General features: G+C 72.0%; 24 protein-coding genes. 23 read left to right on the top strand and 1 reads right to left on the bottom strand.

What is annotated here, in order from left to right:
• The first annotated feature begins 9 nt into the window (after positions 1-9).
• From AC4H2S_RS00455 to AC4H2S_RS00445, 3 genes are read left to right on the top strand one after another with little or no spacing between them, the layout of a single operon-like run.
• On the top strand, positions 10-531 hold the full coding sequence (locus AC4H2S_RS00455; protein ID WP_491494990.1) for a TRAP transporter small permease: 522 nt from the start codon (positions 10-12) through the stop codon (positions 529-531).
• Positions 528-1,985 (top strand): TRAP transporter large permease, encoded by a 1,458-nt coding sequence (locus AC4H2S_RS00450; protein ID WP_491494989.1) that lies wholly within the window; start codon positions 528-530, stop codon positions 1,983-1,985. Before AC4H2S_RS00455 ends, AC4H2S_RS00450 begins: the two co-directional genes overlap by 4 nt.
• Positions 1,961-2,782, top strand: coding sequence for an SDR family NAD(P)-dependent oxidoreductase (locus AC4H2S_RS00445; protein ID WP_491494988.1), 822 nt, complete (start codon positions 1,961-1,963; stop codon positions 2,780-2,782). The genes AC4H2S_RS00450 and AC4H2S_RS00445 overlap by 25 nt, the downstream gene beginning before the upstream one ends.
• An 85-nt stretch (positions 2,783-2,867) precedes the next feature.
• On the opposite strand, the gene AC4H2S_RS00440 is transcribed toward AC4H2S_RS00445, so the two are convergent.
• On the bottom strand, positions 2,868-3,839 hold the full coding sequence (locus AC4H2S_RS00440; RefSeq protein ID WP_491494987.1) for a PDR/VanB family oxidoreductase: 972 nt from the start codon (positions 3,837-3,839) through the stop codon (positions 2,868-2,870).
• 129 nt (positions 3,840-3,968) lie between these two features.
• Here AC4H2S_RS00440 and AC4H2S_RS00435 point away from each other — a divergent pair, with 129 nt between their 5' ends.
• The 20 genes from AC4H2S_RS00435 (at position 3,969) to AC4H2S_RS00340 (ending at position 25,307) form a co-directional block, all read left to right on the top strand.
• On the top strand, positions 3,969-5,102 hold the full coding sequence (locus AC4H2S_RS00435) for a TRAP transporter substrate-binding protein (protein WP_491494986.1): 1,134 nt from the start codon (positions 3,969-3,971) through the stop codon (positions 5,100-5,102).
• A gap of 164 nt (positions 5,103-5,266) precedes the next feature.
• On the top strand, positions 5,267-6,604 hold the full coding sequence (locus tag AC4H2S_RS00430) for an MFS transporter (protein WP_491494985.1): 1,338 nt from the start codon (positions 5,267-5,269) through the stop codon (positions 6,602-6,604).
• Positions 6,605-6,677: 73 nt separating this feature from the next.
• Positions 6,678-7,814 carry an amidohydrolase family protein gene (locus AC4H2S_RS00425; RefSeq protein ID WP_491494984.1) on the top strand — a complete coding sequence of 379 codons (1,137 nt, stop codon included), beginning with the start codon at positions 6,678-6,680 and terminating at the stop codon, positions 7,812-7,814.
• A 10-nt stretch (positions 7,815-7,824) separates the two neighbouring features.
• Positions 7,825-8,214: a Rieske (2Fe-2S) protein gene (locus AC4H2S_RS00420; RefSeq protein WP_491494983.1), complete on the top strand. Its 390-nt coding sequence runs from the start codon at positions 7,825-7,827 to the stop codon at positions 8,212-8,214.
• 4 nt (positions 8,215-8,218) lie between these two features.
• Positions 8,219-8,698, top strand: coding sequence for a hypothetical protein (locus tag AC4H2S_RS00415; RefSeq protein ID WP_491494982.1), 480 nt, complete (start codon positions 8,219-8,221; stop codon positions 8,696-8,698).
• Between the two features lies 1 nt (position 8,699).
• Complete coding sequence (locus AC4H2S_RS00410) at positions 8,700-10,202, top strand: aldehyde dehydrogenase family protein (protein WP_491494981.1); 1,503 nt, start codon at positions 8,700-8,702, stop codon at positions 10,200-10,202.
• 37 nt (positions 10,203-10,239) lie between these two features.
• Positions 10,240-11,922, top strand: a complete 1,683-nt coding sequence (locus tag AC4H2S_RS00405; protein WP_491494980.1) for an FAD-dependent oxidoreductase — start codon at positions 10,240-10,242, stop codon at positions 11,920-11,922.
• Entirely contained in the window at positions 11,919-12,680 is a 762-nt protein-coding gene (locus AC4H2S_RS00400; protein ID WP_491494979.1) for an SDR family NAD(P)-dependent oxidoreductase, read from the top strand. The genes AC4H2S_RS00405 and AC4H2S_RS00400 overlap by 4 nt, the downstream gene beginning before the upstream one ends.
• A 98-nt stretch (positions 12,681-12,778) precedes the next feature.
• Positions 12,779-13,936, top strand: coding sequence for an acyl-CoA dehydrogenase family protein (locus AC4H2S_RS00395; RefSeq protein ID WP_491494978.1), 1,158 nt, complete (start codon positions 12,779-12,781; stop codon positions 13,934-13,936).
• Positions 13,937-13,942: 6 nt separating this feature from the next.
• Positions 13,943-14,833, top strand: coding sequence for a hypothetical protein (locus AC4H2S_RS00390; RefSeq protein WP_491494977.1), 891 nt, complete (start codon positions 13,943-13,945; stop codon positions 14,831-14,833).
• A complete protein-coding gene (locus AC4H2S_RS00385) occupies positions 14,830-15,606 on the top strand; it encodes an enoyl-CoA hydratase-related protein (protein WP_491494976.1) in 777 nt (258 codons plus the stop codon). Before AC4H2S_RS00390 ends, AC4H2S_RS00385 begins: the two co-directional genes overlap by 4 nt.
• Complete coding sequence (locus tag AC4H2S_RS00380) at positions 15,591-16,019, top strand: Zn-ribbon domain-containing OB-fold protein (RefSeq protein ID WP_491494975.1); 429 nt, start codon at positions 15,591-15,593, stop codon at positions 16,017-16,019. Before AC4H2S_RS00385 ends, AC4H2S_RS00380 begins: the two co-directional genes overlap by 16 nt.
• A complete protein-coding gene (locus tag AC4H2S_RS00375) occupies positions 16,019-17,560 on the top strand; it encodes a class I adenylate-forming enzyme family protein (protein ID WP_491494974.1) in 1,542 nt (513 codons plus the stop codon). Before AC4H2S_RS00380 ends, AC4H2S_RS00375 begins: the two co-directional genes overlap by 1 nt.
• A complete protein-coding gene (locus AC4H2S_RS00370; protein WP_491494973.1) occupies positions 17,557-18,717 on the top strand; it encodes a thiolase family protein in 1,161 nt (386 codons plus the stop codon). The genes AC4H2S_RS00375 and AC4H2S_RS00370 overlap by 4 nt, the downstream gene beginning before the upstream one ends.
• Positions 18,718-18,791: 74 nt before the next feature.
• A complete protein-coding gene (locus tag AC4H2S_RS00365) occupies positions 18,792-19,685 on the top strand; it encodes a hypothetical protein (protein WP_491494972.1) in 894 nt (297 codons plus the stop codon).
• Positions 19,678-20,481 (top strand): enoyl-CoA hydratase/isomerase family protein, encoded by an 804-nt coding sequence (locus AC4H2S_RS00360; protein ID WP_491494971.1) that lies wholly within the window; start codon positions 19,678-19,680, stop codon positions 20,479-20,481. The genes AC4H2S_RS00365 and AC4H2S_RS00360 overlap by 8 nt, the downstream gene beginning before the upstream one ends.
• Positions 20,481-22,136, top strand: coding sequence for an AMP-binding protein (locus AC4H2S_RS00355; protein ID WP_491494970.1), 1,656 nt, complete (start codon positions 20,481-20,483; stop codon positions 22,134-22,136). The genes AC4H2S_RS00360 and AC4H2S_RS00355 overlap by 1 nt, the downstream gene beginning before the upstream one ends.
• Positions 22,137-22,151: 15 nt before the next feature.
• Positions 22,152-23,285 carry an acyl-CoA dehydrogenase family protein gene (locus AC4H2S_RS00350; RefSeq protein ID WP_491494969.1) on the top strand — a complete coding sequence of 378 codons (1,134 nt, stop codon included), beginning with the start codon at positions 22,152-22,154 and terminating at the stop codon, positions 23,283-23,285.
• Positions 23,282-24,091: an amidohydrolase family protein gene (locus AC4H2S_RS00345; RefSeq protein WP_491494968.1), complete on the top strand. Its 810-nt coding sequence runs from the start codon at positions 23,282-23,284 to the stop codon at positions 24,089-24,091. The genes AC4H2S_RS00350 and AC4H2S_RS00345 overlap by 4 nt, the downstream gene beginning before the upstream one ends.
• Positions 24,092-24,119: 28 nt before the next feature.
• On the top strand, positions 24,120-25,307 hold the full coding sequence (locus AC4H2S_RS00340) for a thiolase family protein (RefSeq protein WP_491494967.1): 1,188 nt from the start codon (positions 24,120-24,122) through the stop codon (positions 25,305-25,307).

Below are 25,307 nucleotides of genomic sequence, written 5' to 3'. Positions count from 1 at the left end.
CGAAGTGTGGTGGAACGTTTCACCGCAGCCGTCGCGGCAGTGGGAGCGGTGGCCATCGCGGCCATCATGGCGCTCACCGTCGCCGACGTGGTCCGCAGGTTGTTGACCGACAGGTCGATCCAGGGCGTCATCGAGGTGGCGCCGTTGCTCCTGCTCGCGGCCTCCGCCCTCGGCATGGGCTATGCCGAGCAGATCGGTGTGCACGTGCGGACCTCGATGGTCACGTCCCGCATGCCGCGCGTCCCCGCGCTCCTGTTCCGTGGGGCGGGATCGCTCGTCTCGGTCGTCGTGCTCGCCTGGGTGGCCTGGGAGTCGCTCGAGCGCGCGATCGCCGCCATCGAGAACCACGACGTGACGCCGGGCTTCGTCGCCTACCCGACCTGGCCCGCGCAGGTGCTGGTCCCGTTGGGCTTCGGGCTGTTCGCCCTGAACGTCGGCCTCCGGTTGGTCGACGACCTGCGGGCCCTGAAGTCCGGTGAGGACTTCGAGGAGATCGAGGACGAGATCGTTCTGGAGGCGACGCACGCATGAGCCCCGAACTGATCGTCCTCATCTCCCTGGCCATCTTCGGCGTGATGCTGATGGCCGAGGCCCCCGTCGCCGCCGCGCTCCTGACGGCCAGCATCAGCGGTCTGCTGATGAACGCCGGCTTCGAGCGCACCGCCGCCACGCTCTCCTCCGCGGCCTACCAGGCCACCAGCAGCTATTCGCTGGTGGTGATCCCGATGTTCATCCTGATGGGCGTCTTCGTCGCCAATGCCGGGATCCTGGCGCATATCTTCGACTTCGCCGCACGCGTCACGCGACGCCTCCCGGGCGGGCTCGGCATCGCCACCGTCCTCTCCGCCGCCGGCTTCTCCGCCGTCACCGGCTCCAGCGCCGCGGCCGTCGTCACCCTGGGCCGCATGTGCGTCACCGAGATGACCCGCCACGGCTACAAGGTGGCCTACGCCGCCAGCATCGTGGCCGCGTCCGGCACCCTCGGCGTCCTGATCCCGCCGAGCATCGTGCTGGTGATCTACGGCATCCTCACCAACGAGTCGGTCGGCCAGCTGCTGCTCGCGGCCGTCATCCCCGGCATCCTCACCGCCCTGGCCTACATCGTCACGGTCGCCATCACCGCCAACCGCCCCAACAACCGCGCCGAGCAGGACGTCGCGTCCGAGCTCGTCACCGTCGGCGCCGGTGGCTCGGGCGGCTCAGGCACCGCGTCCACGGGCGTCGACGTCCTCGACGCCCCGGCCTCCTCGCCCGTGGGCGAGCTGCGCGAGGAGGAGGTGCTGCCCTCCAACCGCACGGACGGCAAGACCCCGTTCATCAGCGGTCGCGAGATCGAGTCGATGCTCTACATCGCGCTCATCGCCGGTGCCGTCCTCGGCGGCATCTATGGCGGCTTCTTCACCGAGACCGAAGCGGGTGCCGTCGGCGCCCTGCTCTCGCTGATGGTGCTCCTCATCCGCGGTCGCGGCACCGAGGCGGGCATCTGGCGCGGACTGACCTCGGCCCTGAAGGAGACGGCGGCCAACACCGCCATGCTCATGGTGCTGATCATCGCCGGGTCGGTGTTCACCCTGTTCCTGGTCACGACGCGGATCCCGCAGGACCTCACGCAGTGGATCGTCGGGCTCGACGTCAACAAGTTCGTCGTCCTGGCCATCATCCTGCTGGTGCTGCTGATCCTCGGCGCGCTGATCGACGGCATGTCGATCCTGCTGCTGACGATGCCGCTGACCTACCCGATCATCACCTCGCTCGGGTTCGACGGGCTCTGGTACGGCATCATCGCGGTCAAGATGATCGAGATCGGCCTGCTCACGCCGCCGTTCGGGCTCAACGTCTACATGATCTCGGGCGTCGTGAAGAAGGCTCGGGTCGAGTCGGTCTTCCGGGGTGTCGTGCCGTTCATCATCGCCGAGATGGTGGTCGTGCTCCTGATCGTGGCGTTCCCGGAGATCGTCACGTGGCTGCCGGCGCAGGCGAAGTGAGCCCGGCCCCGGGCCAGCTCGCCGGAAGGGTCGCGCTGGTCACGGGTGCCGGCTCCGGACTCGGTCGCGCCATCGCGACCACCTACGCCGCCGAGGGCGCCGCGGTCGTGTGCAGCGACCGCGACGCCCCCGGCGTGCGGGGCACCGTGGAGGCGATCGCCGGGTCGGGGGGCCGGGCGGTCGCCCACGTCGGCGACGTGACGTCGGAGGCCGACTGCGCGGAGGCCGTGGCGCTCGCGCTGCGCGAGCTCGGCGGCCTGGACGTCGTGGTGGCCAACGCGGGCATCCCCGGCGAGGGCAGGGCGCACGAGATCTCCCTCGACGCCTGGTCGCGGGTCATCTCGGTCAACCTCACCGGCGCCTTCCTGACGGTGCGCGCGGCGCTTCCCCACCTCGTGGAGCAGCGGGCCGGCAGCATCGTGCTCATCGCGAGCATCGCGGGCCTCGTGGGGCTGCCCAACATCCCGGCCTACGCCGCCGCCAAGGGCGGCGTGGTGGCCCTCGGGCGCCAGCTCGCCCGGGAGTACGCCCCCGACGACATCAAGGTCAACGTCATCGCCCCGGGCACGATCGTCACCCCGCTGGTCGAGGACGCCTTCCGCCAACGCCACGGCGACGAGGGCCTCGAGGAGGCACTCGAACGACGTGCCGAGGCCGTTCCGCTGGGCCGACTCGGGTCACCGGACGACGTCGCCCGGGCCGCGGTCTACCTCGGCTCGGACGCCGCCGGATGGGTCACCGGGACCGTCCTGACGGTCGACGGCGGCAACGTCCACCTGGGACCCGTCCCGAGGTGAGCGGCACGCGACGCCGACCGGGCCTCCGCCCGGTCGGCGTCGTGTCGTTGCCGTCAGGACGCGCGGACCCGACGGATCGGTGCACCTAGAGGTCGAGCACCAGCCGCTTGCTGCAGGAGCGGCCGACGCAGATCATCATCGTCTCGTTGGACTCCTGCTCCGACGGCGACAGGACGGTGTCGCGGTGCAGCGGGACGCCGTCGATGACGCTGGTCTCGCAGGTCCCGCAGTAGCCGTCCTCGCAGGACGACATGACGTCGGGGAGGTGGTCGCGGACCGCCTCCAGGATGCTCTGCCCCGGGCCGACCTCCACCTCGAGGCCGCTCGCGGCGAGCTCCACGACGAACGTCTCCTCGCCCGCCGCCTCCTCGGCGGCCGGGTCGGCGACCACGGGCGTCGCAGCGGTGAACCGCTCCACCCGCAGCTCGCGCGCCGCCGAGTCCGCGACCGCGGCCGCGGCCGCGTCGAGCAGGCCGGGCGGTCCGCAGCAGTAGACGACGGTGCCTGCGTCGGCGTCGGCCAGGATCGCTGCGAGGTCGAGCATCCCGTCGGCGTCCTGCGCTCGCACGGACACCAGGTCGGGGTCGAGCGCCCGCACCTCGTCGACGTACGCCATGGTGGCGGCGGTGCGGCCGCCGTAGTGCAGCTGCCACGACCGACCCGTGGCGGCGAGGTGCTGGGCCATGGCCTTGATCGGGGTGATGCCGATGCCCCCCGCGATCAGCACGTAGTGGTCCGCGTCGTCGGCGAGGTGGAAGTGGTTGCGCGGGCCGCGGATCCGCAGCTGGCCGCCGACCACCGCCGACTCGTGCAGGACACGTGAGCCGCCGCGCCCCTGTGGCTCGTCGAGGACGGCGATGACGTAGTCGCCCGCGTGGTCGCCGCAGAGGGAGTACTGCCGGATGCCGGCCGTCGTCTCGACCTCGACGTGCGCGCCGGGCTCCCAGTCGGGAAGGGGCTTGCCGTCCGGGTGCGCGAGGCGGAGCTCGAGCACGCCGTCGGCGACCTTCCGGGCGGAGGTCACCGTCACCGGGGTCCAGTCGTGGGTGTTCAGCATGCTTCGTCGCCTCCTCCGACCGGCCTGTACCGGTCCGTTGTGACCCTTGACACATGATCACTATAACGCCCTATCATCATCATCATTATCACGGCCTGTATCCAGGCAGGCGTTGACGAAGGAGACCTCATGGCACCTCGGACGACCACCCGCAGGACGCGCATCGCCGCGGTCGTCGGAGCCCTCGCGCTCTCGGCCGGCCTTGCCGCGTGCGGCGGTGACAGCGACGGCAACGGGGACGGCGAGTCCGCCGACGAGTCGCGCACCCTGAGCTTCGGCTACCACACCGGCGAGAAGACGCCGATCGGCCAGGTCTGGGCCTGGTGGATGCAGGAGGTCGAGGAGCGCTCCGACGGCTCGCTCACCTTCGACGCCTACTGGGACGGCACGCTCGTCAAGGGCCCCGACATCGTCGAGAGCCTGACCGACGGCCGGGTCGACGTCTCGCAGGTGATGCCGACGCTCTACACCACCACCTTCCCGGTCACGAGCGTGCACGAGCTGCCGTTCCAGAGCTCGAACTCGCCCGCCGTCTCCGCCGCGATGGCCGAGCTGGCCTCCGACGAGGACGGCCCGGTCGCCGGCGAGTTCGCGGCCAAGGGCCTGCGCCCGCTGGCCTGGGCCATCGGCGGCTCCAGCGCTCTCGGCACCAAGGACCCGGTCGAGAGCGTGGCCGACCTCGAGGGCATCCGCATCCGCGGCAACGACCGCAGCTCCAAGGTCATGGGCGCGGCCGGGGCCAACATCATCAACATGGAGCTCGCCGACGTCTACGGCTCGCTCGACCGCGGACTCCTCGACGGGGTCTACGGCGTGCCGTTCGGCTTCGTCGGCCCGCTGAAGTATCCCGAGGTCGTGGGCAGCTTCACCGACACGGGCATGGGCGTGGCCAGCGCCAACGCGCTCTCGATGAGCCAGGAGCTGTGGGACTCGCTCTCCGACGACCAGCGCGCGGTCATCGAGGAGGTCAACGCCGAGGTGCCGGGCAAGATCGCCGAGTTCGACGCGCAGTTCGACGAGATCTCGTGCCAGGCCGTGCAGGACGCGGGCGCCGAGCTCTACGTGCTGCCGGAGGAGGAGGTCGACAAGCTGCGCGACGCCGGCTTCGACGGCGTGCTCCAGGAGTGGAAGGACGCCGCTGCCGACACCGGTGCCGACGCCGACGCCGTGCTGAGCGCCTACCAGGAGGCCGTGGCCGCGGCCGAGGCCGACCACCCCGACTACAAGACCGGTGTCGCCTCCTGCCTGGAGAGCACCAGCTGATCACCCGCTGAGCACCCGGGCGTCCTCGGCCACCACCCCTGGTGGCCGGGGACGTCCTGCGGTCCCGGCAGGCGCCGATGTGCCCGGGCCGTTCGAGCGTGCATCGGCGATGGCGGGCCCAGGGCACGGGAGGTGCGATGACGCGCTCGAGCGGAGAACGGCCCATGCGGCGCGGCACGCTGTGGGCGTTCTGCTTCGCGGTGTCGCTGCCGGCGTCGACCCAGACGCTGCTCATCCCGGCGCTGCCGGTGCTCGCGGAGGAGCGGGGCTTCTCGGCGACGGCCAACGGGTGGCTGCTGAGCGCCTTCCTGCTCGGTGCCTCGATCTCGGCGCCGGTCGTGGGGCGCCTGGGTGACCTGTGGGGCAGGCGCCCGCTCACGATCGCCGTCAGCGCGGGGTACGCCGTGGGCGCCGCCATCTGCCTTCTCGGGGGCGACCACGCGCTCGTGGTCTCGATCGGCCGCGCCCTCCAGGGCTTCTCGGCCGGGGTGTACGTCCTCCAGGTGTCGGCGCTGCAGGAGCTGTCACCGCCGGCCGCGCGTGCCTCGCGGATCGCCGTGCTCTCGGGGTTCGTCGCGATGGGCCCGGCCGTGGGCTTCCTGGTCGGGGGCCTGGTGACCGAGCACCTCGGCGTCACCACGCTGTTCGCCGCCGGCATCGTGCTCGGCGTCGTCTCCACGACCCTGCTGTGGTGGCGCACGCCCGACAGCGGGGGAGAGGCCGAGGGCGCCGTGGACGTCCCGGGGGCGATGCTCGTGGCAGCCTCGCTCTTCGCCGTCCTGCTCGCGCTGACCGAGGTCGGGGTCGCGGGTCCGACCGGCCGGTCCACGCTCCTGTGGGCGGGCGCGGCGGCGGTCGCGCTGGCGACGACCGCGTGGTGGATGCGGCGCTCTCCGAGCCCGTTCATCGACGTCTCGGTGCTCGCCAGCCCGGTCACCGGCCTCGTCTGTGCCGCGACCGTGCTCAACGCCGCGGCGCTGTTCGGCCTGTTCGTGATGGTCCCGCAGCTGGTCCAGGACGAGGTGGGCGGATACGGCCTCGGGCCGGTCGAGGCTGGCCTCTTCCTGGTGCCGGGAGCCGCCTCGATGGTCGTCGTCGGCATGCTGGCCGGCAGGAGGGGCGGGTTCGTCACGACGATCGTGCGCGGCAACGTCCTCTGCGCCGCCGCCATGGTGGCCCTCGCCGTGCTCCCGCGCTCGATGCCCGTCGTCCTGGTCCTCGCGACGGTGGCGGCGATCGGCATCGGCCTGGCCTTCCCGCTGCTCCCTGCCGTCGCGATGGCTGCGGTCCCTCCACGCAGCGTGGGCGCTGCCGCGGGGGTCAACTCGCTGATGCGAGGCATGGGGTCGGCTGCGGGCGCCCAGGTCGCGCTCGTCGTCGCGGCGTCGACGGTTGCCGGCGGCGCGGCGTACGGCCCGTCCTTCCTGGCCAGCGCGCTCGCGGCCGCCCTCGCCGCCCTCGCCGCGGCGGGACTGCGGGGCGGTCCAGCCGGGAGGGCGTGACTCTTGACGTGACGCCCATCTCACGTAATCATCATCATCATTACTACGAAGTGATGCTCTGGAGGGCAGCAACATGACCGCGACCGAGACCGAGCGTCCCACTGGTCCCCGAGGGATCACCGGGATCATCGACAGCGACGTCCACCCCAACTTCAAGGACGGCCTGCGCGACCTCAGGCCGTACATGACCGAGGCATGGCAGCGAAAGCTCGGCATCGGTGGCGAGGCCTCGTGGGCCAGCCGCTTCGCCGCGGCGTCGTACGTGCTCCCGCTGGACTACCTCTACATCAACTCCGCCGGCGCCTACCGCGACGACGCGGTCCACAACGGCGAGGCGCCCGCGACCGACCCGGTCTTCTCGGCCAAGCAGCTCTTCGACGGTCACGGGATCGACAAGGGCATCCTGATCGCCGGCCAGCTCTTCGGCATCGGCGCGTTCCCCGACCCCGACGTCGCGGCCACGGTGGCCTCGGCCTACAACGACTGGATGTGCGAGCAGTGGCTCGCCGTCGACCCGCGCTACCGGGGTGCGCTGGCCGTCGCCCCGCAGGACCCGTCGCTCGCCGTCAAGGAGATCGAGCGGGTGCAGGGCCGCCCGGGCATCACCTCGATCTTCCTGCCGCTGCACACGATCCTGCACGGCGACCGGCACTACTACCCGATCTTCGAGGCTGCGCAGAAGTACAGCCTGCCGATCATGGTGCACCCGAGCGGCACGGAGAACGTGTTCGCGCAGGCGCCGCGGATGGCCGGCACGCCCACCTACTACATCGAGTGGCACACCGCGCTCGCGCAGATCCACCAGTCCAACCTGCTGAGCCTGGTCTGCCACGGCGTGTTCGAGAAGTTCCCCGAGCTGATGTACATCATCTGCGAGGGCGGCTTCGCCTGGGCCGCGGAGATCATGTGGAAGCTCGACCGCGACCGCAAGGGTCTCGGCGACGAGGTGCCGTGGCTGAAGAAGGCGCCGAGCGAGTACATCCGCCGCAACGTCCGCTTCACCACCCAGCCGATGATCGAGCCGCACCGTCGTGAGCACCTCGCCACGCTGCTCGAGATGGTCTACGCCGAGGAGACGCTGCTGTTCAGCAGCGACTACCCGCACTGGGACTTCGACGACCCCAAGCTCGCGCTCGCCGGCATCGACCGCGCCCTCCTGCAGAAGATCTGCGTCGACAACCCGGTCGCCGTCTACGGCGACCGTCTGTGAGGTCGCCGCGATGACGACCCAGCCCGCCCAGCGCCGCGGCACCCGGCACGTCCTCGCGGCCGCGGCCGACGTGGTGCCGGGGACCAACATGGAGGTCACCGCCGCCGGTCGCTCGTACGCCCTCATCAACGACCAGGGCCGGCTGCACCTGATCCGCAACATCTGTCCGCACCATGGCGCCCCGCTCTGCTTCGGCCGGGTCCAGGGCTACATGCTCCCCTCCGAGCCGCACACCTACGAGTACAGCGGCGACGCCGAGGAGCACCGCGTGGTGCTGTGCCCGTGGCACGGCTACAAGTTCCGGCTCACGGACGGTCGCTCGGTGACCGACCCCGACCGGATGCGTGTCCGCTCCTACGAAGTCGTCGTCGAGGGCGACGACGTTGTCGCCTACATCTGAGCTGGTGGCCGAGCGTCCCGCCCTCGGGGGAGGGACCCGCCCGCCTCAGCCGGACGAGGACCGCGAGGTCCTCGACGGCTGGGACGTGGCCACCGTCGTCGCCGAGTTCGAGGTCGCTGACCGCGAGCAGTCGGTCGAGCTCGCCGACCTGCTCTTCGAGGCTGAGGACGTGTTCACCGTCCGGGTCGGGGGAGTGGGCGAGCGCTCCGTCTACCGGGTCGACGTCCCGCGTGGTGTGCCCGAGGCGCGAGCCCTGGGCGCGGAGCCCGGGCGGCAGGCCGCCCAGGAGCTCGGCATCGCGCTGAGCTTCGTCCGCATCGGGATCAGCCGCGACGGGCTGGGCGACCCCGAGGGCGAGTCGCCGGAGCGCGACGTCCTGCCCTGGGCCGGCCGATCCCGCCGCCCGTCCCTCTCCGACGGCTCCACACCAGCACGTCCACGCGACCGCACCCGCGGCCGCGGGCGGCAACAGACAGGAGAGTGACATGGCAACACCGAGCATCCCCACCTTCGACGTCGACGTCCCCGGGCTCGACCAGGTGTTCATCGGAGGCGAGTGGCGTCCCTCGGACGGCCAGATGGTCGACGTGATCGCGCCGTCCTCCGAGGAGGTCGTCACCCGCGTCGTGTCCCCCAGCATCGCTGACGCCGACGCGGCCGCCGAGGCCGCTGGTCGTGCGTTCGCCAACGGGGCGGGCGAGTGGCCGAGCATGAGCGTCGAGGAGCGCGTGGCGGTCTGCGCCCGCCTGTGCGACGCCCTCGAGTCGCGGATGGACGCGATGAACCGCGCCTGGACCTTCGAGGCCGGAGCGCCCAAGGCGCACGGCGACATGATCAACGGCGGCGCCGGCGTCATGGTGTGGCGCCACGCCCTCACGATGGCGACCGACGAGGTGGTCTGGGAGGAGGACCGCGGCGACGCGGTCATCCGGCGCATCCCCACTGGCCCGGTCCTGGCGATCCTCACCTACAACGGCCCCGTCGTGCTCATGGGCATGAAGGTGATCCCGGCCCTGCTGGCCGGCTGCACCGTCGTCGTCAAGCACGCCCCCGAGTCCCCGCTCACCGCCCGCCTCGTCGCCGAGGCCGTCCGCGAGGCCGGCTTCCCCGAGGGTGTCGTCAGCGTGGTTCCGGCCGGCACCGAGGTCACCCAGCACCTGGTCAGCCACCCGGCCATCCGCATGGTCGCCCTGACCGGCGGCACCGCGATCGGCATCGACGTCGTCAAGCGCACGGCCGACCGCCTCGCCCGCACGGCCCTCGAGCTCGGCGGCAAGGCCCCCGCCCTGCTCACCGAGGACGTGGTGGTCGAGGACGTCATGTCGACGCTCGGCGTGGGGGCCAGCGGGTTCCTCGGGCAGGTGTGCGTCAACCTGTCGCGGATCCTCGTCCCCCGCTCGCGCTACGACGAGGTGGTCGAGGCCATGGCCGAGCACTACAGCAGCATCCGCGTCGGCGACCCCTTCGACCCCGAGTCCGACCGCGGGCCGCTGGCCGTCGAGCGTGCCCGCGACCGCTCCGAGAAGTACGTCGCGCTCGCCCAGGACGAGGGCGCCAAGGTGGTCGTGGGCGGACGACGCCCCGAGCACCTCGACCGTGGCTGGTACTACGAGCCGACGCTGCTGGCCGGCGCCGACAACACCATGCGCGTGGCCCGCGAGGAGATCTTCGGGCCGGTGACCTCGGTCATCGCCTACGACGGGATCGACGAGGGCATCCGGATCGCCAACGACACCCCGTTCGGGCTGGCCGCCTCCGTCTACGCCGCCGACCCCGACGAGGCCTACGCCATCGCCCGCCGGATCCGGTCGGGCGGTGTGGCCATCAACATGGCCGGCATCTCGCTGACCCAGCCGTTCGGCGGCATCGGCGCCTCCGGCTGGGGCCGCGAGTGCGGGGCGGAGGGCATCTTGGAGTTCACCGACATCCAGCAGGTGCTACGCGGCGGGAGCTACCTCGACGCAGCGGACGCGGCGGCCGCGACGTGACGTTGGAACGACAGCCACCACGACGGAGGAACAACGCGTGACACCAGCACCACCGAAGGTCGACCTGGTGATCGTCGGCGCGGGCATGGGCGGGCTCTCGGCCGCCATCGTCGCGGCTGACGCCGGCCTCGAGGCACTGCTCCTCGAGGCCGGCGACAAGGTCGGCGGGGCGGCCGCCTACTCCGGCGGCCAGGTCTGGGTCGGCGGCAACCACGTCGCCCGTGAGCGAGGCATCCCCGACTCGCTCGCGGACACCCTGGCCTACATCCGCTGGGCGGCCCGCAAGGACGCGACGAGCCTCGACGAGGACCGCTCGCGGGAGTGGATGAGCGCCGCCGCGACGGCGGCGGAGTACTTCGAGCGCACGGGCGTCATCACCTGGGACCTCGTGCCCGACTACCCCGACTACTACTACCCGCACGCCGACGGCTCGGTGCCGACCGGTCGCTACCTGACGTCGTCGCCGTACGACGGCGGCCGGCTCGGCGAGCACTTCGACGAGCTGCTGTACTCGCCACACTTCCCGGTCGGCGTGACCTACGGCGAGATGCTGTCGTGGGGCGGACTGTCGAGCAAGACCCAGTGGGACTTCGACCTCATCGCCACCCGTCGTGCCGAGAAGGTCCTCACCTTCGGCACCGGCATCGCGGCGCCGTTCTACAAGGCGGTGCTCGACCGCGGAGTCCCGGTCCGCACCGGTCACCGGGTGAGCAGCATCGTCCGCGAGGGCGACGGCTTCCGGGTCACGTCGCAGACCGCGGACGGGGTGCACGAGGTGCTCGCCGGCGCGGTCGTCGTCGCCACCGGCGCCCACGACTGGAACGTCGAGCTCATGGAGGAGTTCACCGGCATCACGCCGGTCGACGGCGGCACGGTCGTGCCCGACTCGCTGCGCGGCGACGCCCGCGACCTCGTCGCCGGACTCGGCGGCGAGGTCGCCAAGCTGCCGCCGTGGGCCGCGCCGGTGCTGCCGGGCTACCGGCTCGCCGAGCCGGCCTTCGACGGCGACAGCGGCTACCGGGCCTGCTACGAGCACTGCCTGCCGCACACCGTCATCGTCGACGCCTCCGGGAGGCGCTTCGCCGACGACTCGTTCCACTCGGCCATCGTCAAGGCCGTGCTGGGCGACGGCGACGCCCCGACCCGCTTCCCGATCTTCATGGTCTGGGACGAGCAGCACCACCGGAAGTACGGCCTCGGCCCGGCGATGCCCGGCCAGGACTACCCGGACGGGCTGGTGACGTCGGCCGACACCCTCGAGGAGCTCGCCGACACGCTGGGCGTCGACGCGAGCGCGCTGGCGACGACGGTCCGGGCCTACAACGAGACCGCCGGCGAGGGTGCGGACCCGCAGTTCGACCGCGGCTCCAACCTGTCGGTGCGCCGCTTCCGCGGCGACGGCAACCAGCAGCCCAACCCGTGCGTGGGGCCGATCTCGGAGGGGCCCTTCCACGGCATGCGCCTGCGCCTGCTGTCAACCGGCATCGCCGCGTCGGGTGTGGTGACAGGCGAGGCCGGCCGGCTCCTCGACGCCGAGCGCCGGGAGGTCCCCGGCGTCTACGTCGTCGGCGAGGCGTCCGCGCGCGCCGCGGCGGGCGTCGGCTACAACTCCGGCTACTCGCTGAGCCGGGCCATGTCCTACGGCTACCTCGCCGTGCTCGACATCGTGGACAAGACTGGTCGGCGGGCCCCCGCCGGCACGAGGAACGGAGTGAGATGACCCAGCAGTCGTCGTTGTTCGACCTGACCGGCCGCGTGGTGGTGGTGACCGGCGGCAGCCGGGGCCTCGGCCGGGCGATGGTGGACGCCTTCGCCCGCGCGGGCGCCGACGTGGTCGTCGCCAGCCGCGACGGCGAGTCGTGCGAGGCCGTCGCGCGCGAGGTGACGGCGGCGACCGGCCGGCGGGCGCTGGGCGTCGGCCTCCACGTCGGCGACTGGGACGCCCTCGAGCCGTTCGTCGACCGCGTCGAGGACGAGCTCGGCCCCATCGACGTGCTGGTCAACAACGCGGGGATGTCGCCGGTCTACGACACGGCCACCAGCATCACCGAGGCGCTCTTCGACAAGGTGCTCGACGTCAACCTCAAGGGACCGTTCCGGCTCTCCGCGCTCGTCGGCGAGCGGATGGCCTCGAGGTCCGGCGGCTCGATCATCAACATCTCGAGCATGGGCGCCGTGCGCCCGCGGCCGCACATCCTGCCCTACGCCGCCGCCAAGGCCGGGCTCAACGCCCTGACCACGGGGCTGGCCCACGCCTACGGCCCGACCGTGCGGGTCAACGCGATCATGGCCGGCACGTTCCTCACCGACATCAGCAAGGCCTGGGACGCCGAGGTGTTCGCCAAGCGGGCCAGCACCTTCGCCCTCCGCCGCGGCGGCGAGCCGGAGGAGATCGTCGGCACGGCCGTCTACCTGGCCTCCGACGCCTCGAGCTACACGACCGGTGCGGTCATCGCGGTCGACGGCGGACAGCCCTGAGGGCCGTGAGTGGGTACGGATCCCTTGCTGGTAGTTGACATCGCCTAACGACAGTAATCATAATCATCATTATGAACGACAGTGATCGAGGAGGGGTCATGAGTGCCACCCCCGAAGAACGCCGCGCCTTCTTGTCCATGGCGGCGGAGTTCATGGAGAACGAGGTAGCCCCTCGTGTCGCGGACTACGACCGCGAGGAACAGATCCCGCGCGACATCCTCGACTCGATGGCCGACCTCGGCTTCTTCGGTGGCGTGCTGCCGCCCGAGATGGGCGGTCTCGGCCTCGACTTCGTGACGTTCGCCGAGCTGATCGAGGAGGTCTCCAAGACCTGCCACATCCTCGGCACCTTCGTGTCGATGCCCTCCGGGCTCGTCGGCGCCGCCATCGAGGCGTTCGGCTCCACCGAGCAGAAGAAGCAGTGGCTCCAGCCGCTCGCCGAGGGTCGGATGTTCGGTGGCGCGGGAGTCACCGAGCCGCGCTCGGGCAGCGACGTGGCCGGCATGACCACGACCTACCGCCGCGACGGCGACTCGTTCGTCATCAACGGCTCGAAGGCCTGGATCTCCAACCTCGACGTGGCCGACTTCATCGTCACCTTCGCCACCGTCGACCGCACGCTGCGCCACCGCGGGGTCTCCGCGTTCATCATCCCGCGCGACACCCCCGGCATGACCTTCCACCCCTACAAGGACAAGCTCGGCTTCCGTCCGATCACGACGGGCGAGATCTCCCTCGAGAACGTCCGCGTCGGGGCCGACGCCCTGCTCGGCGAGGAGGGCGACGGCTTCCGCGCGGCGATGACCGCCGTGGAGCGCGGCCGCCTCGGTGTCGCCGCACGCTCGGTCGGCGTGGCCCAGGCCTGCCTCGACGACACGGTCGCCTACGCGCGTGACCGTGAGGTGTTCGGTCGCAACATCGCCGAGTTCCAGATCGTGCAGTCCAAGATCACCGACATGGTCGTCGGCGTCGAGACCGCTCGCCTGCTGGTGCGTGAGACCGCCAAGGCCATGGACGAGGGTCGTCGGGCGCGCCAGCTCACGAGCATGGCGAAGATGTACGCCAGCGACGTGGCCCAGCGCTGCGCCACCGACGCGATGCAGGTCTTCGGCGCGGCCGGCGTCTCGCCCGAGTACCGGGTCGGCCGCTTCTACCGCGACTCCAAGATCCTCCAGATCGTGGAGGGCAGCAACGACGTCCACCGCGCGATCATCGGCGAGATCGAGCTCGGCCTGCGCTCCGACGGGGAGAAGTAGCCCGCCATGCCCCACGTCGAGCACGACCACGAGCGCACGCTGCTCCAGCGCGAGCGGGAGTCCCACCAGGACGTGGTGGAGGAGAAGGACGGCCGACGCATCGTCGTCCTCGACTCCGCCCGGTGGGTCAACGAGACCAACACCGACCGTGACGTCGTCGTCGCCGCGTCCTACGTCGGCGTGCTGCCGGCGCGGATGATGGCGGTCCACCGCCCTCGCGGCGTCATCGGCCACGACGCCTGCGTCGGCGCGGACGCCGCCGGCATCGCGGGCCTCTGGTACCTCGAGGCGCTGGGCATCCCGGCCGCCACGGCGGCGGGCATGAGCGCCGAGCTCGGCAACGGCCCCGACCTCTTCGAGGCGGGCGAGATCTCCTACGTCAACTTCCCCGCCGAGCGCGTGGGGGTCGAGATCGGCATGCCGGTGGCCGAGGCCGCGCGGCTGCTGCGCGACGTCGACCCGGTCGACACCGAGGTCGGCAACAAGATCCGTCGTGAGGTCGTCGAGGAGCACCCGTCGGGCCGCCGGGTCGTGGTGACCGACTCCATCGTCTGGGCCTACCCCGAGGACGAGGGACGCAGCGTGCTCGTCACGGCTGGCCACACCGGCCGCTCCGGCGCGAAGTTCCTGGTCGAGGCCAACCCCTGGGGCTTCATCTGCCACGACGGCGGTCGGTCCAAGAACGACTCGGGCACCACCGGGCTCGCCACGGCGCAGGAGCACGGCCTGCCGGGCGCCTGCATCGACGGTCGCACCGCGCCCATCGGCGATGCCTTCCGCGGCTACGCCGTCGGCCGCATCAGCGTTTGCAACGACCTCGCCGCCGCACTCGGCATCCGCGAGGGCATGGCGGTCAGCGAGGCCGCGACCCTGCTGCTCGCGGAGCGTCCCGCGTGAGCCAGGAGGGCGCCATCCACGTCGAGGCCCGCGACGGCCACGTCGTGCTGCGCATCGACCACCCCGCCGCGCGCAACGCGCTCACCGACGACCTGCTCGCGACGCTGGCCGGCGCGGCGGCCGCCGCCGACGTCGACCCCGACGTCCGCGCCATCGTGATCGCCGGCTCGGACAAGGTGTTCGCCTCCGGCGCCGACCTCCGCTCGCTCGGCAGGCGCACCGCGATGGACGCCTTCGACGGCAGCCGCACCCGCGACTGGGCCGTGCTGCGCGAGCTGCGCACCCCGACGGTCGCGGCCGTCTCCGGCTTCTGCCTCGGTGGCGGCGCGGAGCTGGCGATGATGTGCGACGTCGTGGTCGCCTCCCCGACCCTCAGGCTCGGCCTGCCCGAGACGATGCTCGGCCTGCTGCCCGGCGCCGGCGGCACCCAGATGCTGCCGCGCGCCGTCGGCAAGGCCGTGGCGATGGACCTCGTCCTCACCGGGCGGCTGCTCGACGCCGACGAGGCGCTCGCCATGGGCGTCGTGTCGCGGGTCGCGCCGGAGGGCGAGTGGCTCGCGCTCGCCGAGGACGTCGCCGCCACGATCGCCTCGCGCTCCAGCATCGCGCAGAAGCTCGCCAAGCAGGCGGTCCGGACGGCGTTCGAGACCCCGCTCTCCGCCGGGGTCGAGGCCGAGCGCACCCTCTTCTCGACCGCCTTCGGCTCCGCCGACGCTGCCGAGGGGATCGACGCGTTCCTCGCCAAGCGGACCCCGCAGTGGACGCACCGCTGAGCGAGGGGGCCGCGGTCCGCCCGCTGCCCCAGCCGTCCGTGCTGACCCAGCCCTTCTGGGACGCCGCCGCGCGGCACGAGCTCGTCCACCCGAGGTGCGACGACTGCGGCCAGGCGTTCTTCCCGCCCCACCTCGTGTGCCAGAAGTGCCGCTCGTCGGCATGGTCGTGGGTGGAGAGCGCCGGTCGCGGCACGGTCTACAGCTTCACGGTCGTGCACCGCGCGCCCCAGCCCGGCTTCGACCCGCCCTACGTCCTCGCCGTCGTCGACCTCGACGAGGGCCTCGAGCTGATGACCAACCTGGTGGGCCTCGACCCCGACGAGGTGCGCATCGGCCAGCGGGTCCGGGTCGAGTGGCACTCGTTCGGCGACGTGACGCTCCCCATGTTCACCCCCGACGAGGAGGCCTCCTGATGAACATCGGTCACGCCGTCGCGCGCCACGCGGTCCAGCGTCCCGACGCGATCGCGTGGTTCGGCGACGACGGCGACGTGACGTACCGCGAGCTCGACGAGCAGACCAACCGGCTGGCCCACGTGCTCACCGAGCAGCTCGGGGTGCGAGCCGGCGACCGGGTCGCCCTCTATGTCCCCAACGGCCGCACGGTCGTCGAGGTGATGGTCGCCTGCGCCAAGGTGGGGGCCGTCTACGTCGGGCTCAACTTCCGCCTCGACCGCCGTGAGCTCGGCCAGGTGCTGGGCAACGCGCTCCCGAACCTGATGATCGGGTGCGCCGAGTTCGAGGACCTGCTCCGCGCGGAGTGCGCCGAGCGCGCCATCGCCTACCTCGGGGTCGACTCCGACGGCCCGGAGGGCTACGCCGCCCGCTGCGCCGCCGCGTCCGCCGACGAGCACCCGGCGCGGTTCGACGCCCGCCCCGAGGACGACGCCTGCATCGTCTACAGCAGCGGGACGACGGGCGTGCCCAAGGGCATCCTGTTCAGCTTCGCCGCGATGCTCCAGCACGCGACGGTCACCGCGCTGGAGTACGAGATCGGCCCGGACAGCCGCTACCTCGTGCAGCTCCCGCACAACTCGAGCGTCAACATCACCTTCGTCCCCTGCCTGCTGCGCGGCGCCGCGCTCGGGATGGAGGACAGCCGTGGCTTCGACCCGCGCCGGTTCGCCGCGCGGGTGCAGCGCGACGCGGTGACGCACTCGTTCCTGGTGCCCACGATGCTCTACCGGCTGCTCGAGCAGGTGGAGGACGACAGCCAGCTCGACTCCCTCGTCGTGCTGGCCTACGGGTCGTCCTCGATCCCGGCCGAGCGCGTACGCCAGCTCGTGGACCGCTTCGGCCCGAAGTTCATCCAGCTCTACGGCATGGCCGAGATCGCCTCGATCGGCACCCTGCTGCGCCGCGAGGACCACGCCCGCGCGCTGGCGGGGGAGCCCGACCTGTTCGCCTCCGCGGGGCGCGCCTCGATGGGCGTCGTGGTGCGGGTCGTCGACCCGGTGACGGGTGCCGACGTCGGCGTCGGCGAGCGTGGCGAGGTCATCTTCGGCGGTCCCCACGTGATGACGTGCTACTACCGCGACGAGGAGCGGACGGCCGAGGCGCTCGTCGACGGCTGGATGCACTCCGGCGACGTCGGCCGCCTCGACGAGCACGGCTACCTCTACATCGTCGACCGCATCAAGGACCTCGTGATCCGCGGCGGCCACAACATCGCACCCAAGGAGGTCGAGGAGGTCCTCTTCAGCCACCCGGCGGTGCTGGAGGTCGCGGTCGTCGGCCTGCCCGACCCCGAGTGGGGCGAGGCGCTGTGCGCCGCCGTCGTCCTGCGGGACGGGCACGAGGCGGATGCCGCGGACCTCGCGCGGTGGTGCAGCGAGCAGGGCCTGGCGTCGATCAAGGTGCCGAGCCGGTTCGAGATCCTGCCCGAGCTCCCGAAGAACCTCGTCGGCAAGTTCGACAAGAAGGCGATCGTCGCCCGCGTCGGGACCGGGTCGTGACCTCGTTCCCCCGCGTGGCGGTCGCCGGCGTCGGCGTGACGCGCCAGGCGCGCCGCCTGGAGGGGGTGAGCACCCTCGAGGCGTGCCTCGAGGCCGCCCACGCCGCCCTCGACGACGCCGGGATGAGCCTCGACGAGATCGACGGGATCGCCGGGCGCTGGCCCGGTCCCGGCGGCACCGTCTTCCACCCCGGCTCGCTCGACTGGGGCAGCATGCTCGGCCGCCCGCTGCGGTGGGTCTCCGACACCTATCCCCAGGGCATCCCCGCGGCGCTGGAGGCGGCGGCGGCCATCGGCGCCGGGCTGTGCACCAACGTGCTGGTCCTCGGCGGCCAGGCCGGCGAGCTCGGCGGCGGATCGGTCGCGTCGTACACGCGTCCCGACAACGAGTTCGTGGCGACGTGGGGCGCCTTCACGGCCGCGCAGTTCGCCCTCGTCGCCCAGCGCTACCTGCACACCTACGGCGTGGACTGGGAGCGCATCGCGCGGGTGGCGGTCACGATCCGCAACCACGGCCACGCCAACCCGGAGGCCGTGATGCACGGCCGGGGCCCGTACACGATCGACGACGTGATGGCCGCGCCGCGCGTCGCCGACCCCTTCGGCCGCCTCGACCTGTGCCTGGCCAACGAGGGCGCCGCGGCGATGGTGATCACCTCCGAGTCCCGCGCCCGCGACCTCGACCGCCCCGTCGTACGCATCGTGGGCGGCGGGTGCGAGTGGCACCGCCAGCAGTACGTCCAGCCCGCGCGCTACGAGGAGGTCGGCATGATCGGCGCCGACGCGGCCCGCCGTGCCTACGAGGCGTCAGGGCTGACCCACGAGGACCTCGACCTGCTCGCGGTCTACGACGTCAACTCCTTCGAGGTCGTGCGCCAGCTCGAGGTGCTCGGCTTCTGCGCCCAGGGGGAGGGGGCTGACTTCCTCGACGACACCGACATCTCCCTCGGCGGCGACCTGCCCGTCAACACCGACGGCGGGCTGATGTCGCACAGCCACATCGGGTGGGGCGCGCCGACGCTTCGCATCGTCGAGGCGGTGCGCCAGCTGCGTGGCGAGGCGGGGGACCGCCAGGTGCCCGGGGCGCGGACCGCCATGGCGGGCGGCGCGGGGTCGGGGGCGCAGTACTACAACCTGCTCCTCCTGCAACGCGACTAATTCTTGACTATGATTATCCCCTTCCCTAGAGTGCGGGATGTCCAGCACGCAGGCAGCGGTGAAAGGGTGGCGGCATGGCAGGCGAGGAGCGCAACAGCGCCGGTCAGCGCATTGTCCTCGACCTCGGTGACGCCCACGTCGTCGCGGTCGACTCGGCCTACGACGTCGACGAGGTCAACCGAGGCCGAGACGTGGTGGTCACCGCGTCCTACTCCGGCGTGCTCCCGGCCAGGTTCCTGGCCGCCAGGGCTCCCGCCGGATCGATCGGGCTCGACTGCGCGGTCGGCCCGCAGGGCGCCTCGATCGCCGGCCTCTGGTACCTCGAGGCGCGCGACCTCCCGGCCGCGACCGTCGACGTGTCGGGCGTGCTGCTCGGCGACGGCGTCGACGTGTGGACCCACGGCCGCATCTCGTTCCTCAACCAGCCCGCCCGCGACCTCGGCGTGCGCGAGGGGCAGAGCGTCGAGGAGGCCGCCCGGGCGATGCTGAGCGGCGCCGTCGTGGCGCCTGCCGCCGCCTCCGACGTGACCAACCGCCGCACGATGGTCGAGCACCCCTCGGGTCGCTCCGTCGTGTGCACCGACTCGATCGCCTTCGGCCTTCCCGAGGACCGCGGCACCAACGTCCTGGTCACCGCCGGCCACACGGGCCGCAGCGCGGTGCCCTACCTCGAGAAGTTCATGCCCCACGCGTTCATCTGCTCCGACGGCGGCATGGGCCGCGAGCGCTCCGGTGTCGCCGCGCTCCCCGTGCTCGGCGCCCAGGGGGTGCCCGGAGCGGCCGTCGACGCGCGCACCGCGCGGATGGGCGATGCGATGAGCAGCTGGGACACCGGGATCATCAGTGCCGTCAACGACCTCGCCCGCGAGGCAGGGGTCACCGAAGGAATGTCGTGTCGCGAGGCAGCCGAGCTGCTGGTCGCGTGGAGCGGCGAGGAGCCCCGAGAACAGGAGCAGCACCATGGCTGAGTCGACCGGTGAGCAGTCGCGCGAGGACGTCGTCGTCCACGAGCGCGCTGGCGCCACCTGGATCCGGATCAACCGGCCCGATCGCAAGAACGCCTACGACCCCGACATGTGCGCAGCGATGATCGCGGCCATCAAGAAGGCCTCGGCCACCGACACCACGGCGATCGTGATCACCGGCACCGAGGACTCCTTCTGCGCGGGCGGCTTCCTGGGCAACCTCGCCGACCCCGACGTGCACGAGCTCCGCTCGATGTTCTACGGCAGCCTGGAGCTCTTCGAGCAGATCCGCACGGCCCCGCAGCCGGTGATCGCGGCCGTCAACGGCGTCGCCGCCGGCGGCGGCAACGAGCTCGTGATCGCCTGCGACCTGGCGATCGCCGTCGAGTCGGCCTGGCTCGGCCAGACCGGGGTCAAGGTCGGCAGCGCGCCCGTCCTGGGCGGCACCAACATGCTGGCGATCAACATCGGCGAGAAGCGGGCCAAGGAGGTCGCCTTCCTGTGCCGCCGCTACCCCGCGCGCGAGGCGCTCGAGCTCGGCTGGCTCAACGAGGTCGTGCCCGACGGCGAGCTCGAGGCCGCGGTCGACTCGATGGTGGCCGAGCTGGCCCGGATGAGCCCGCGCTACCTCGAGATCGCCAAGATCTCGTCCAACGTGTGGTGGAACGCCACGCGCGACGCGTACGCCAGCGGGCTGGGCATGCTCGTGCAGGCCATCGGCTCCAAGGACATGCGCGAGGGTGCGGCCGCCTTCATGGAGAAGCGCCGTCCCGACTTCACCACCAGGAGTGACATCTGATGGCGCAGACCTACCGCGACCACCACGCCACCGACGCCGACCAGGCCGAGTGGACCCTGCCTCAGGTGCTGCGCACCCGGGCGGCCCGGCTGCCCGACAAGGTCTACCTCGACGCGCCCACGTGGGGCGTGCAGCTGACCTACGCCGAGACCCTCGGCGCCGCCGAGCGCATCGCCTCGGGCCTGCTCCAGCGCGGCCACGCGCCCGGCGACCGGCTGCTGATCATGATGCCCAACTGCCCCGACTACATCCTGGCGTGGTTCGGCTCCTCGCTCGCCGGCATCGCCGAGGTGCCGATCAACACCGCCTACCGCGGCTCGTTCCTCGAGCACCAGGTGCGCACCGCGAGCCCGTCGGCGGCGGTCATCACGCCCGAGTTCGCCGAGCGGTTCGTCGAGAGCGCGGCCGAGTGCGCGTCGATCCGCCGCTTCTACCTCGTCGGTCCCGACGACGCCGTGGCGGGCGCCGTCGCCGCGCTGGAGCAGGCCGGCTTCGCCGCCGAGCCCTTCGCGGCCCTCCTCGCCACCGAGACCCTCGTCGACCTCCCCACCGCCGACTACCGCGACCTCGCCGGCATCTTCTTCACCTCCGGCACCACGGGCCTGTCCAAGGGCGTGGCGATGTCGCACTCCCAGCTCTACTTCTTCGCCGACCAGGGCGCCTCGCTCGTCCGGCTCACCGAGGACGACGTCTACCTCTCGGTGGGCCCGCTCTTCCACGGCAACGCCCAGTTCCTCGCGGCCTACCCCGCGCTGATCAAGGGCTCGCGCTTCGTGCTGCACGACAAGTTCAGCGCGAGCCGGTGGACGCAGTGGATCCGCGACAGCGGGGCCACCGTGACCAACCTGGTGGGCGTCATGTCCGACTTCCTGTGGAAGCAGCCGGTCCGCGAGGACGACGGCGACAACGTGCTGCGCTGCGTGTGGGCCGTGCCGAACCCGTCGCGGATCGCCGAGGAGTTCAAGGCGCGCTTCGGCATCGCCGAGCTCGTCGAGAACTTCGGCCTCACCGAGGTGTCGATGCCGATCCTGACGCCCTACGGCGTCCCGCGCCCGCCCGGCGCCGCCGGTCTCGAGGTGTCCGACTGGTTCGAGGTCAAGCTGGTCGACCCCGCCACCGACGTCGAGGTGCCCGTGGGCGAGGTCGGCGAGCTCGTCGTGCGTCCCAAGGTGCCCTGGACCATCTGCAGCGGCTACTACGGCATGCCGGAGAAGTCGTTCGAGGCGATGCGCAACGGCTGGTTCCACACCGGCGACGGGCTGCGCAAGGACGCCGACGGCTGGTACTACTTCGTCGACCGGCTCAAGGACGCCATCCGCCGCCGGGGCGAGAACATCAGCTCCTACGAGGTCGAGCAGGCGATGCTCGGCCACCCCGCCGTCGCCGAGTGCGCCGTCATCGCGGTGCCCGCCGACGGGATGGGCGCCGAGGACGAGGTGATGGCCGTCGTCGTGGCCGCCGAGGGCGCCACCGTCGACGTCGAGGAGCTCTGGTCGTTCTGCGACCAGCGCATCCCCGCCTTCGCGGTGCCGCGCTTCTTCAAGGTCGTCGACCAGCTGCCGGTCACCCCGTCCGGCAAGCTCCAGAAGGCTCCGCTGCGCGAGGCCGGGCGCCAGGGCGCCGTCGACCGCACCGCGCTCCAGCCGACCACGTGACCCAGGAGGACTGACATGGACTTCTCGTTCTCCCCCGACGAGCTGAAGATCCGCGAGCGCGCTGCCGAGGTCGCGCGCCAGGTGCGACCGCACGCCCACGAATGGGACGAGCAGAACGCGCTGACCGACGAGCTGCGCGCGATCATGCGCGACAGCGGCCTGGCCCGGCTGATGGTGCCGGCCGCCTACGGCGGCGAGACCGAGCGGCTCGACCCGCTCGCGATCTCCCTCGTGCGCGAGCAGCTGATGGCCGCCAGCTCGGCCGCAGACGCGCTGTTCGCCCTCCAGGGCATCGGAAGCAACGCGATCACCACGGTCGGCACCGAGGCGCAGAAGGCCGAGTGGCTGCCGCGCATCGCCAGCATGGACGCGCTCTCCGCGGTCGCGCTGACCGAGCCGCAGACCGGCAGCGACCTGCGGAGCATCGCCACCACGATGACCCGCGACGGCAACGGCTACGTGATCAACGGCGCCAAGTCGTTCATCTCCAACGCCCCCTACGCCGACGTCTACGCCGTGCTCGTCCGCGAGGACGACGCGCTCTCGCTGATGCTTGTGCCCAAGGAGAGTCCCGGCGTCTCCTTCGGCCAGACGCCCGACCTGATCGCGCCCCACGTCATCGGCGAGGTCTTCTTCGACGGCGTCCGGGTCACCGACGCCGACCGCCTCGGCGAGCCCGGCAAGGGCCTCGAGGCGGCCCTGGGCACCCTCGCGATCTTCCGCGTCTCGGTCGGCGCCGCCGCGATCGGCCTCGCCGAGGCCGCGCTCGCCGTCGCGGTCAAGCACACGCAGGAGCGCCAGAGCAAGGGCAAGCCGCTGGCGCGGGTGCCGGCCGTCGCCGTCCTCCTCGCGGACGCCAAGATCGACCTCGAGCAGGCCCGGTGGGTCACCTACCACGCGGCGTGGTCGGCCCGGCAGGACCCGCTCAAGGCGATCTCCACGACGTCCCTGGCCAAGGTCGCGGCCACCGAGGCCGCCGACCGGGTCACCGACCGGTGCGTGCAGGTGATGGGCCGCTTCGGCCTGATCGCAGGCTCCGACATCGAGCGCTACGCCCGCGAGGCGCGACCGATGCGCATCTACGAGGGCGCCAACGAGGTGCTGCGGCTCACCATCGCCCGCGACCTCCCGGGGGAGTACCTCACGTGATCATCGACGCCCACACCCACGTGTGGCCCGACAGGGTCGCGCACCGGGCGCTGTCGGGCAACGGCACGGGCTTCGCGCACGTCGGCGACGGCACCTTGGCAGGGCTGCGCGCGAGCATGTCCCGCTCGGGGGTGGACCGCTCCATCGTGCTGGGTGTGGCGAACAACGCCGACGCCGTCGAGAAGGTCTGCCGGTTCAGCTCCTCGATCGCCGCACCCGACATCGTCCCGCTGGGCGCCGTCCACGTCGACCTGCCGGTCGAGGACAACATCCGGCTGCTGCGCGAGAACGACCTCGTCGGCATCAAGGTGCACCCGCTCTACCAGGGGTTCGGACTCGACGACCCCCGGCTGGTCGAGCGGATGGACGCGATGGACCCCGGCATGATCGCCGTGGTGCACGTCGGCACCGGCGGCGACGGCAAGCCGGTGCCCGGCAGCACCCCCACGCTGCTGCGCGACCTCGCCCGGGCGGTCCCGCACGTGCACGTGATCGCCTGCCACTTCGGCGGCTACCACCACCTCGACGAGGCGTTCGACGTCATCTGCGGCTCCGGGATCGTCGTCGACACCTCCTGGCCGCCCAGCCTGGCGCTGGTCGAGCCGGGCCGGGTGCGCGACTTCATCCGGCGCCACGGCGCGGACAAGGTCGTCTTCGCCTCCGACTGGCCGACCGCCGACCCCGCCCGCGAGATCCAGGTCATCGCCGACCTCGGCCTCGGCGCGGACGAGACCGAGCGCGTCCTCGGCCTCACCATGCACGAGTTGTTGGCCCCGATCGAGGCGCGCGCCACGGCGCAGCCCTGAGGGCCCCCAGACCACACAGGAGGATCGTATGGAGAACGCCGTCATCGTCGATGCGGTGCGCACGGGCACGGGCAAGGGCAAGCCGGGGGGCGGATTGTCCGGGGTGCACGCCGTCGAGCTGCTGCGCCAGACGATCCAGGGCCTCGTCGAGCGCTCGGGCATCGACCCCGGCCGTGTCGAGGACGTCATGATCGGCTGCGTCAGCCAGGGCGGCGAGCAGGCGGCGTGCCCCGGTCGCATCGCCTGGCTCGGGGCGGGCTACCCCGCCCACGTGCCCGCGACCACCATCGACCGCCGGTGCGGCTCCAGCCAGCAGGCGGTGCACTTCGCCGCACAGGCGATCATGTCGGGCTGCCACGACGTGGTGCTGGCCGGCGGCGTGGAGAGCATGAGCCGGGTGCCGATGGGCTCGGCCCGTGCCGGCGCCGACGTGTTCGGCCCGTCGGTGCAGGAGCGCTACGCGCCCGGCCTGACCTCGCAGGGCGTCGCCGCCGAGCTGGTGGCCGCGCGGTGGGGCATCTCGCGTGAGGAGATGGACGCCTACGCCGTCGAGTCGCACGCGCGGGCCGCCGCGTCCCGGGCCGACGGACACTTCGCCCGCGAGATCGTGCCGATCGACCTGATGGACGGCACCGGCATGACCTTCGCGACCGACGAGACGATCCGCGAGGGCACCGACGCCGAGCGGCTCGCCGGCCTCCCGACGGTCTTCCGCAACGACGCCGACGGCGCCCGCTTCCCCGAGATCCAGTGGGGCGTCACCGCGGGCAACTCCTCGCAGCTCGCCGACGGCTCGTCCGCGCTGCTGGTCACGAGCGAGAGCGCCGCCGAGCGCCTGGGCCTGCGCCCCCGCGCGCGCATCGTCTCGATGACGGTGGTGGGCGACGACCCGATCCTCATGCTGTCGGGCCCGATCGCCGCCTCGCGGATGGCGCTCGAGCGGGCCGGGCTGTCGATCGACGACATCGACGCCGCCGAGGTCAACGAGGCCTTCGCCTCCGTCCCGCTCGCGTGGCAGCGCGAGCTCGGCCTGCCGCTCGAGAAGCTCAACCCGCGGGGCGGCGCGATCGCCCTCGGGCACCCGCTGGGCGCGTCCGGCACCCGGCTCCTCACGACCCTGCTCAACCACCTCGAGGCCACCGGCGGCCGATACGGCCTGCAGGCCATGTGCGAGGGGTCCGGCATGGCCAACGCAACGATCATCGAAAGGCTCTGA

Source organism: Nocardioides sp. Z13_37 (genome assembly GCF_058355585.1).
The sequence above is the reverse complement of the archived record's forward strand: the minus strand, read 5'-3'. Positions and strand labels throughout refer to the sequence as shown.

Bases quoted from the DNA above. Each gene is read 5' to 3' on its own strand.
- AC4H2S_RS00450 (WP_491494989.1), top strand. From the start codon at position 528: ATGAGCCCCGAACTGATCGTCCTCATCTCCCTGGCCATCTTCGGCGTG.
- AC4H2S_RS00440 (WP_491494987.1), bottom strand. From the start codon at position 3,839: ATGCTGAACACCCACGACTGGACCCCGGTGACGGTGACCTCCGCCCGG.
- AC4H2S_RS00435 (WP_491494986.1), top strand. From the start codon at position 3,969: ATGGCACCTCGGACGACCACCCGCAGGACGCGCATCGCCGCGGTCGTC.
- AC4H2S_RS00430 (WP_491494985.1), top strand. From the start codon at position 5,267: ATGCGGCGCGGCACGCTGTGGGCGTTCTGCTTCGCGGTGTCGCTGCCG.
- AC4H2S_RS00425 (WP_491494984.1), top strand. From the start codon at position 6,678: ATGACCGCGACCGAGACCGAGCGTCCCACTGGTCCCCGAGGGATCACC.
- AC4H2S_RS00420 (WP_491494983.1), top strand. From the start codon at position 7,825: ATGACGACCCAGCCCGCCCAGCGCCGCGGCACCCGGCACGTCCTCGCG.
- AC4H2S_RS00410 (WP_491494981.1), top strand. From the start codon at position 8,700: ATGGCAACACCGAGCATCCCCACCTTCGACGTCGACGTCCCCGGGCTC.
- AC4H2S_RS00400 (WP_491494979.1), top strand. From the start codon at position 11,919: ATGACCCAGCAGTCGTCGTTGTTCGACCTGACCGGCCGCGTGGTGGTG.
- AC4H2S_RS00395 (WP_491494978.1), top strand. From the start codon at position 12,779: ATGAGTGCCACCCCCGAAGAACGCCGCGCCTTCTTGTCCATGGCGGCG.
- AC4H2S_RS00390 (WP_491494977.1), top strand. From the start codon at position 13,943: ATGCCCCACGTCGAGCACGACCACGAGCGCACGCTGCTCCAGCGCGAG.
- AC4H2S_RS00375 (WP_491494974.1), top strand. From the start codon at position 16,019: ATGAACATCGGTCACGCCGTCGCGCGCCACGCGGTCCAGCGTCCCGAC.
- AC4H2S_RS00365 (WP_491494972.1), top strand. From the start codon at position 18,792: ATGGCAGGCGAGGAGCGCAACAGCGCCGGTCAGCGCATTGTCCTCGAC.
- AC4H2S_RS00360 (WP_491494971.1), top strand. From the start codon at position 19,678: ATGGCTGAGTCGACCGGTGAGCAGTCGCGCGAGGACGTCGTCGTCCAC.
- AC4H2S_RS00355 (WP_491494970.1), top strand. From the start codon at position 20,481: ATGGCGCAGACCTACCGCGACCACCACGCCACCGACGCCGACCAGGCC.
- AC4H2S_RS00350 (WP_491494969.1), top strand. From the start codon at position 22,152: ATGGACTTCTCGTTCTCCCCCGACGAGCTGAAGATCCGCGAGCGCGCT.
- AC4H2S_RS00340 (WP_491494967.1), top strand. From the start codon at position 24,120: ATGGAGAACGCCGTCATCGTCGATGCGGTGCGCACGGGCACGGGCAAG.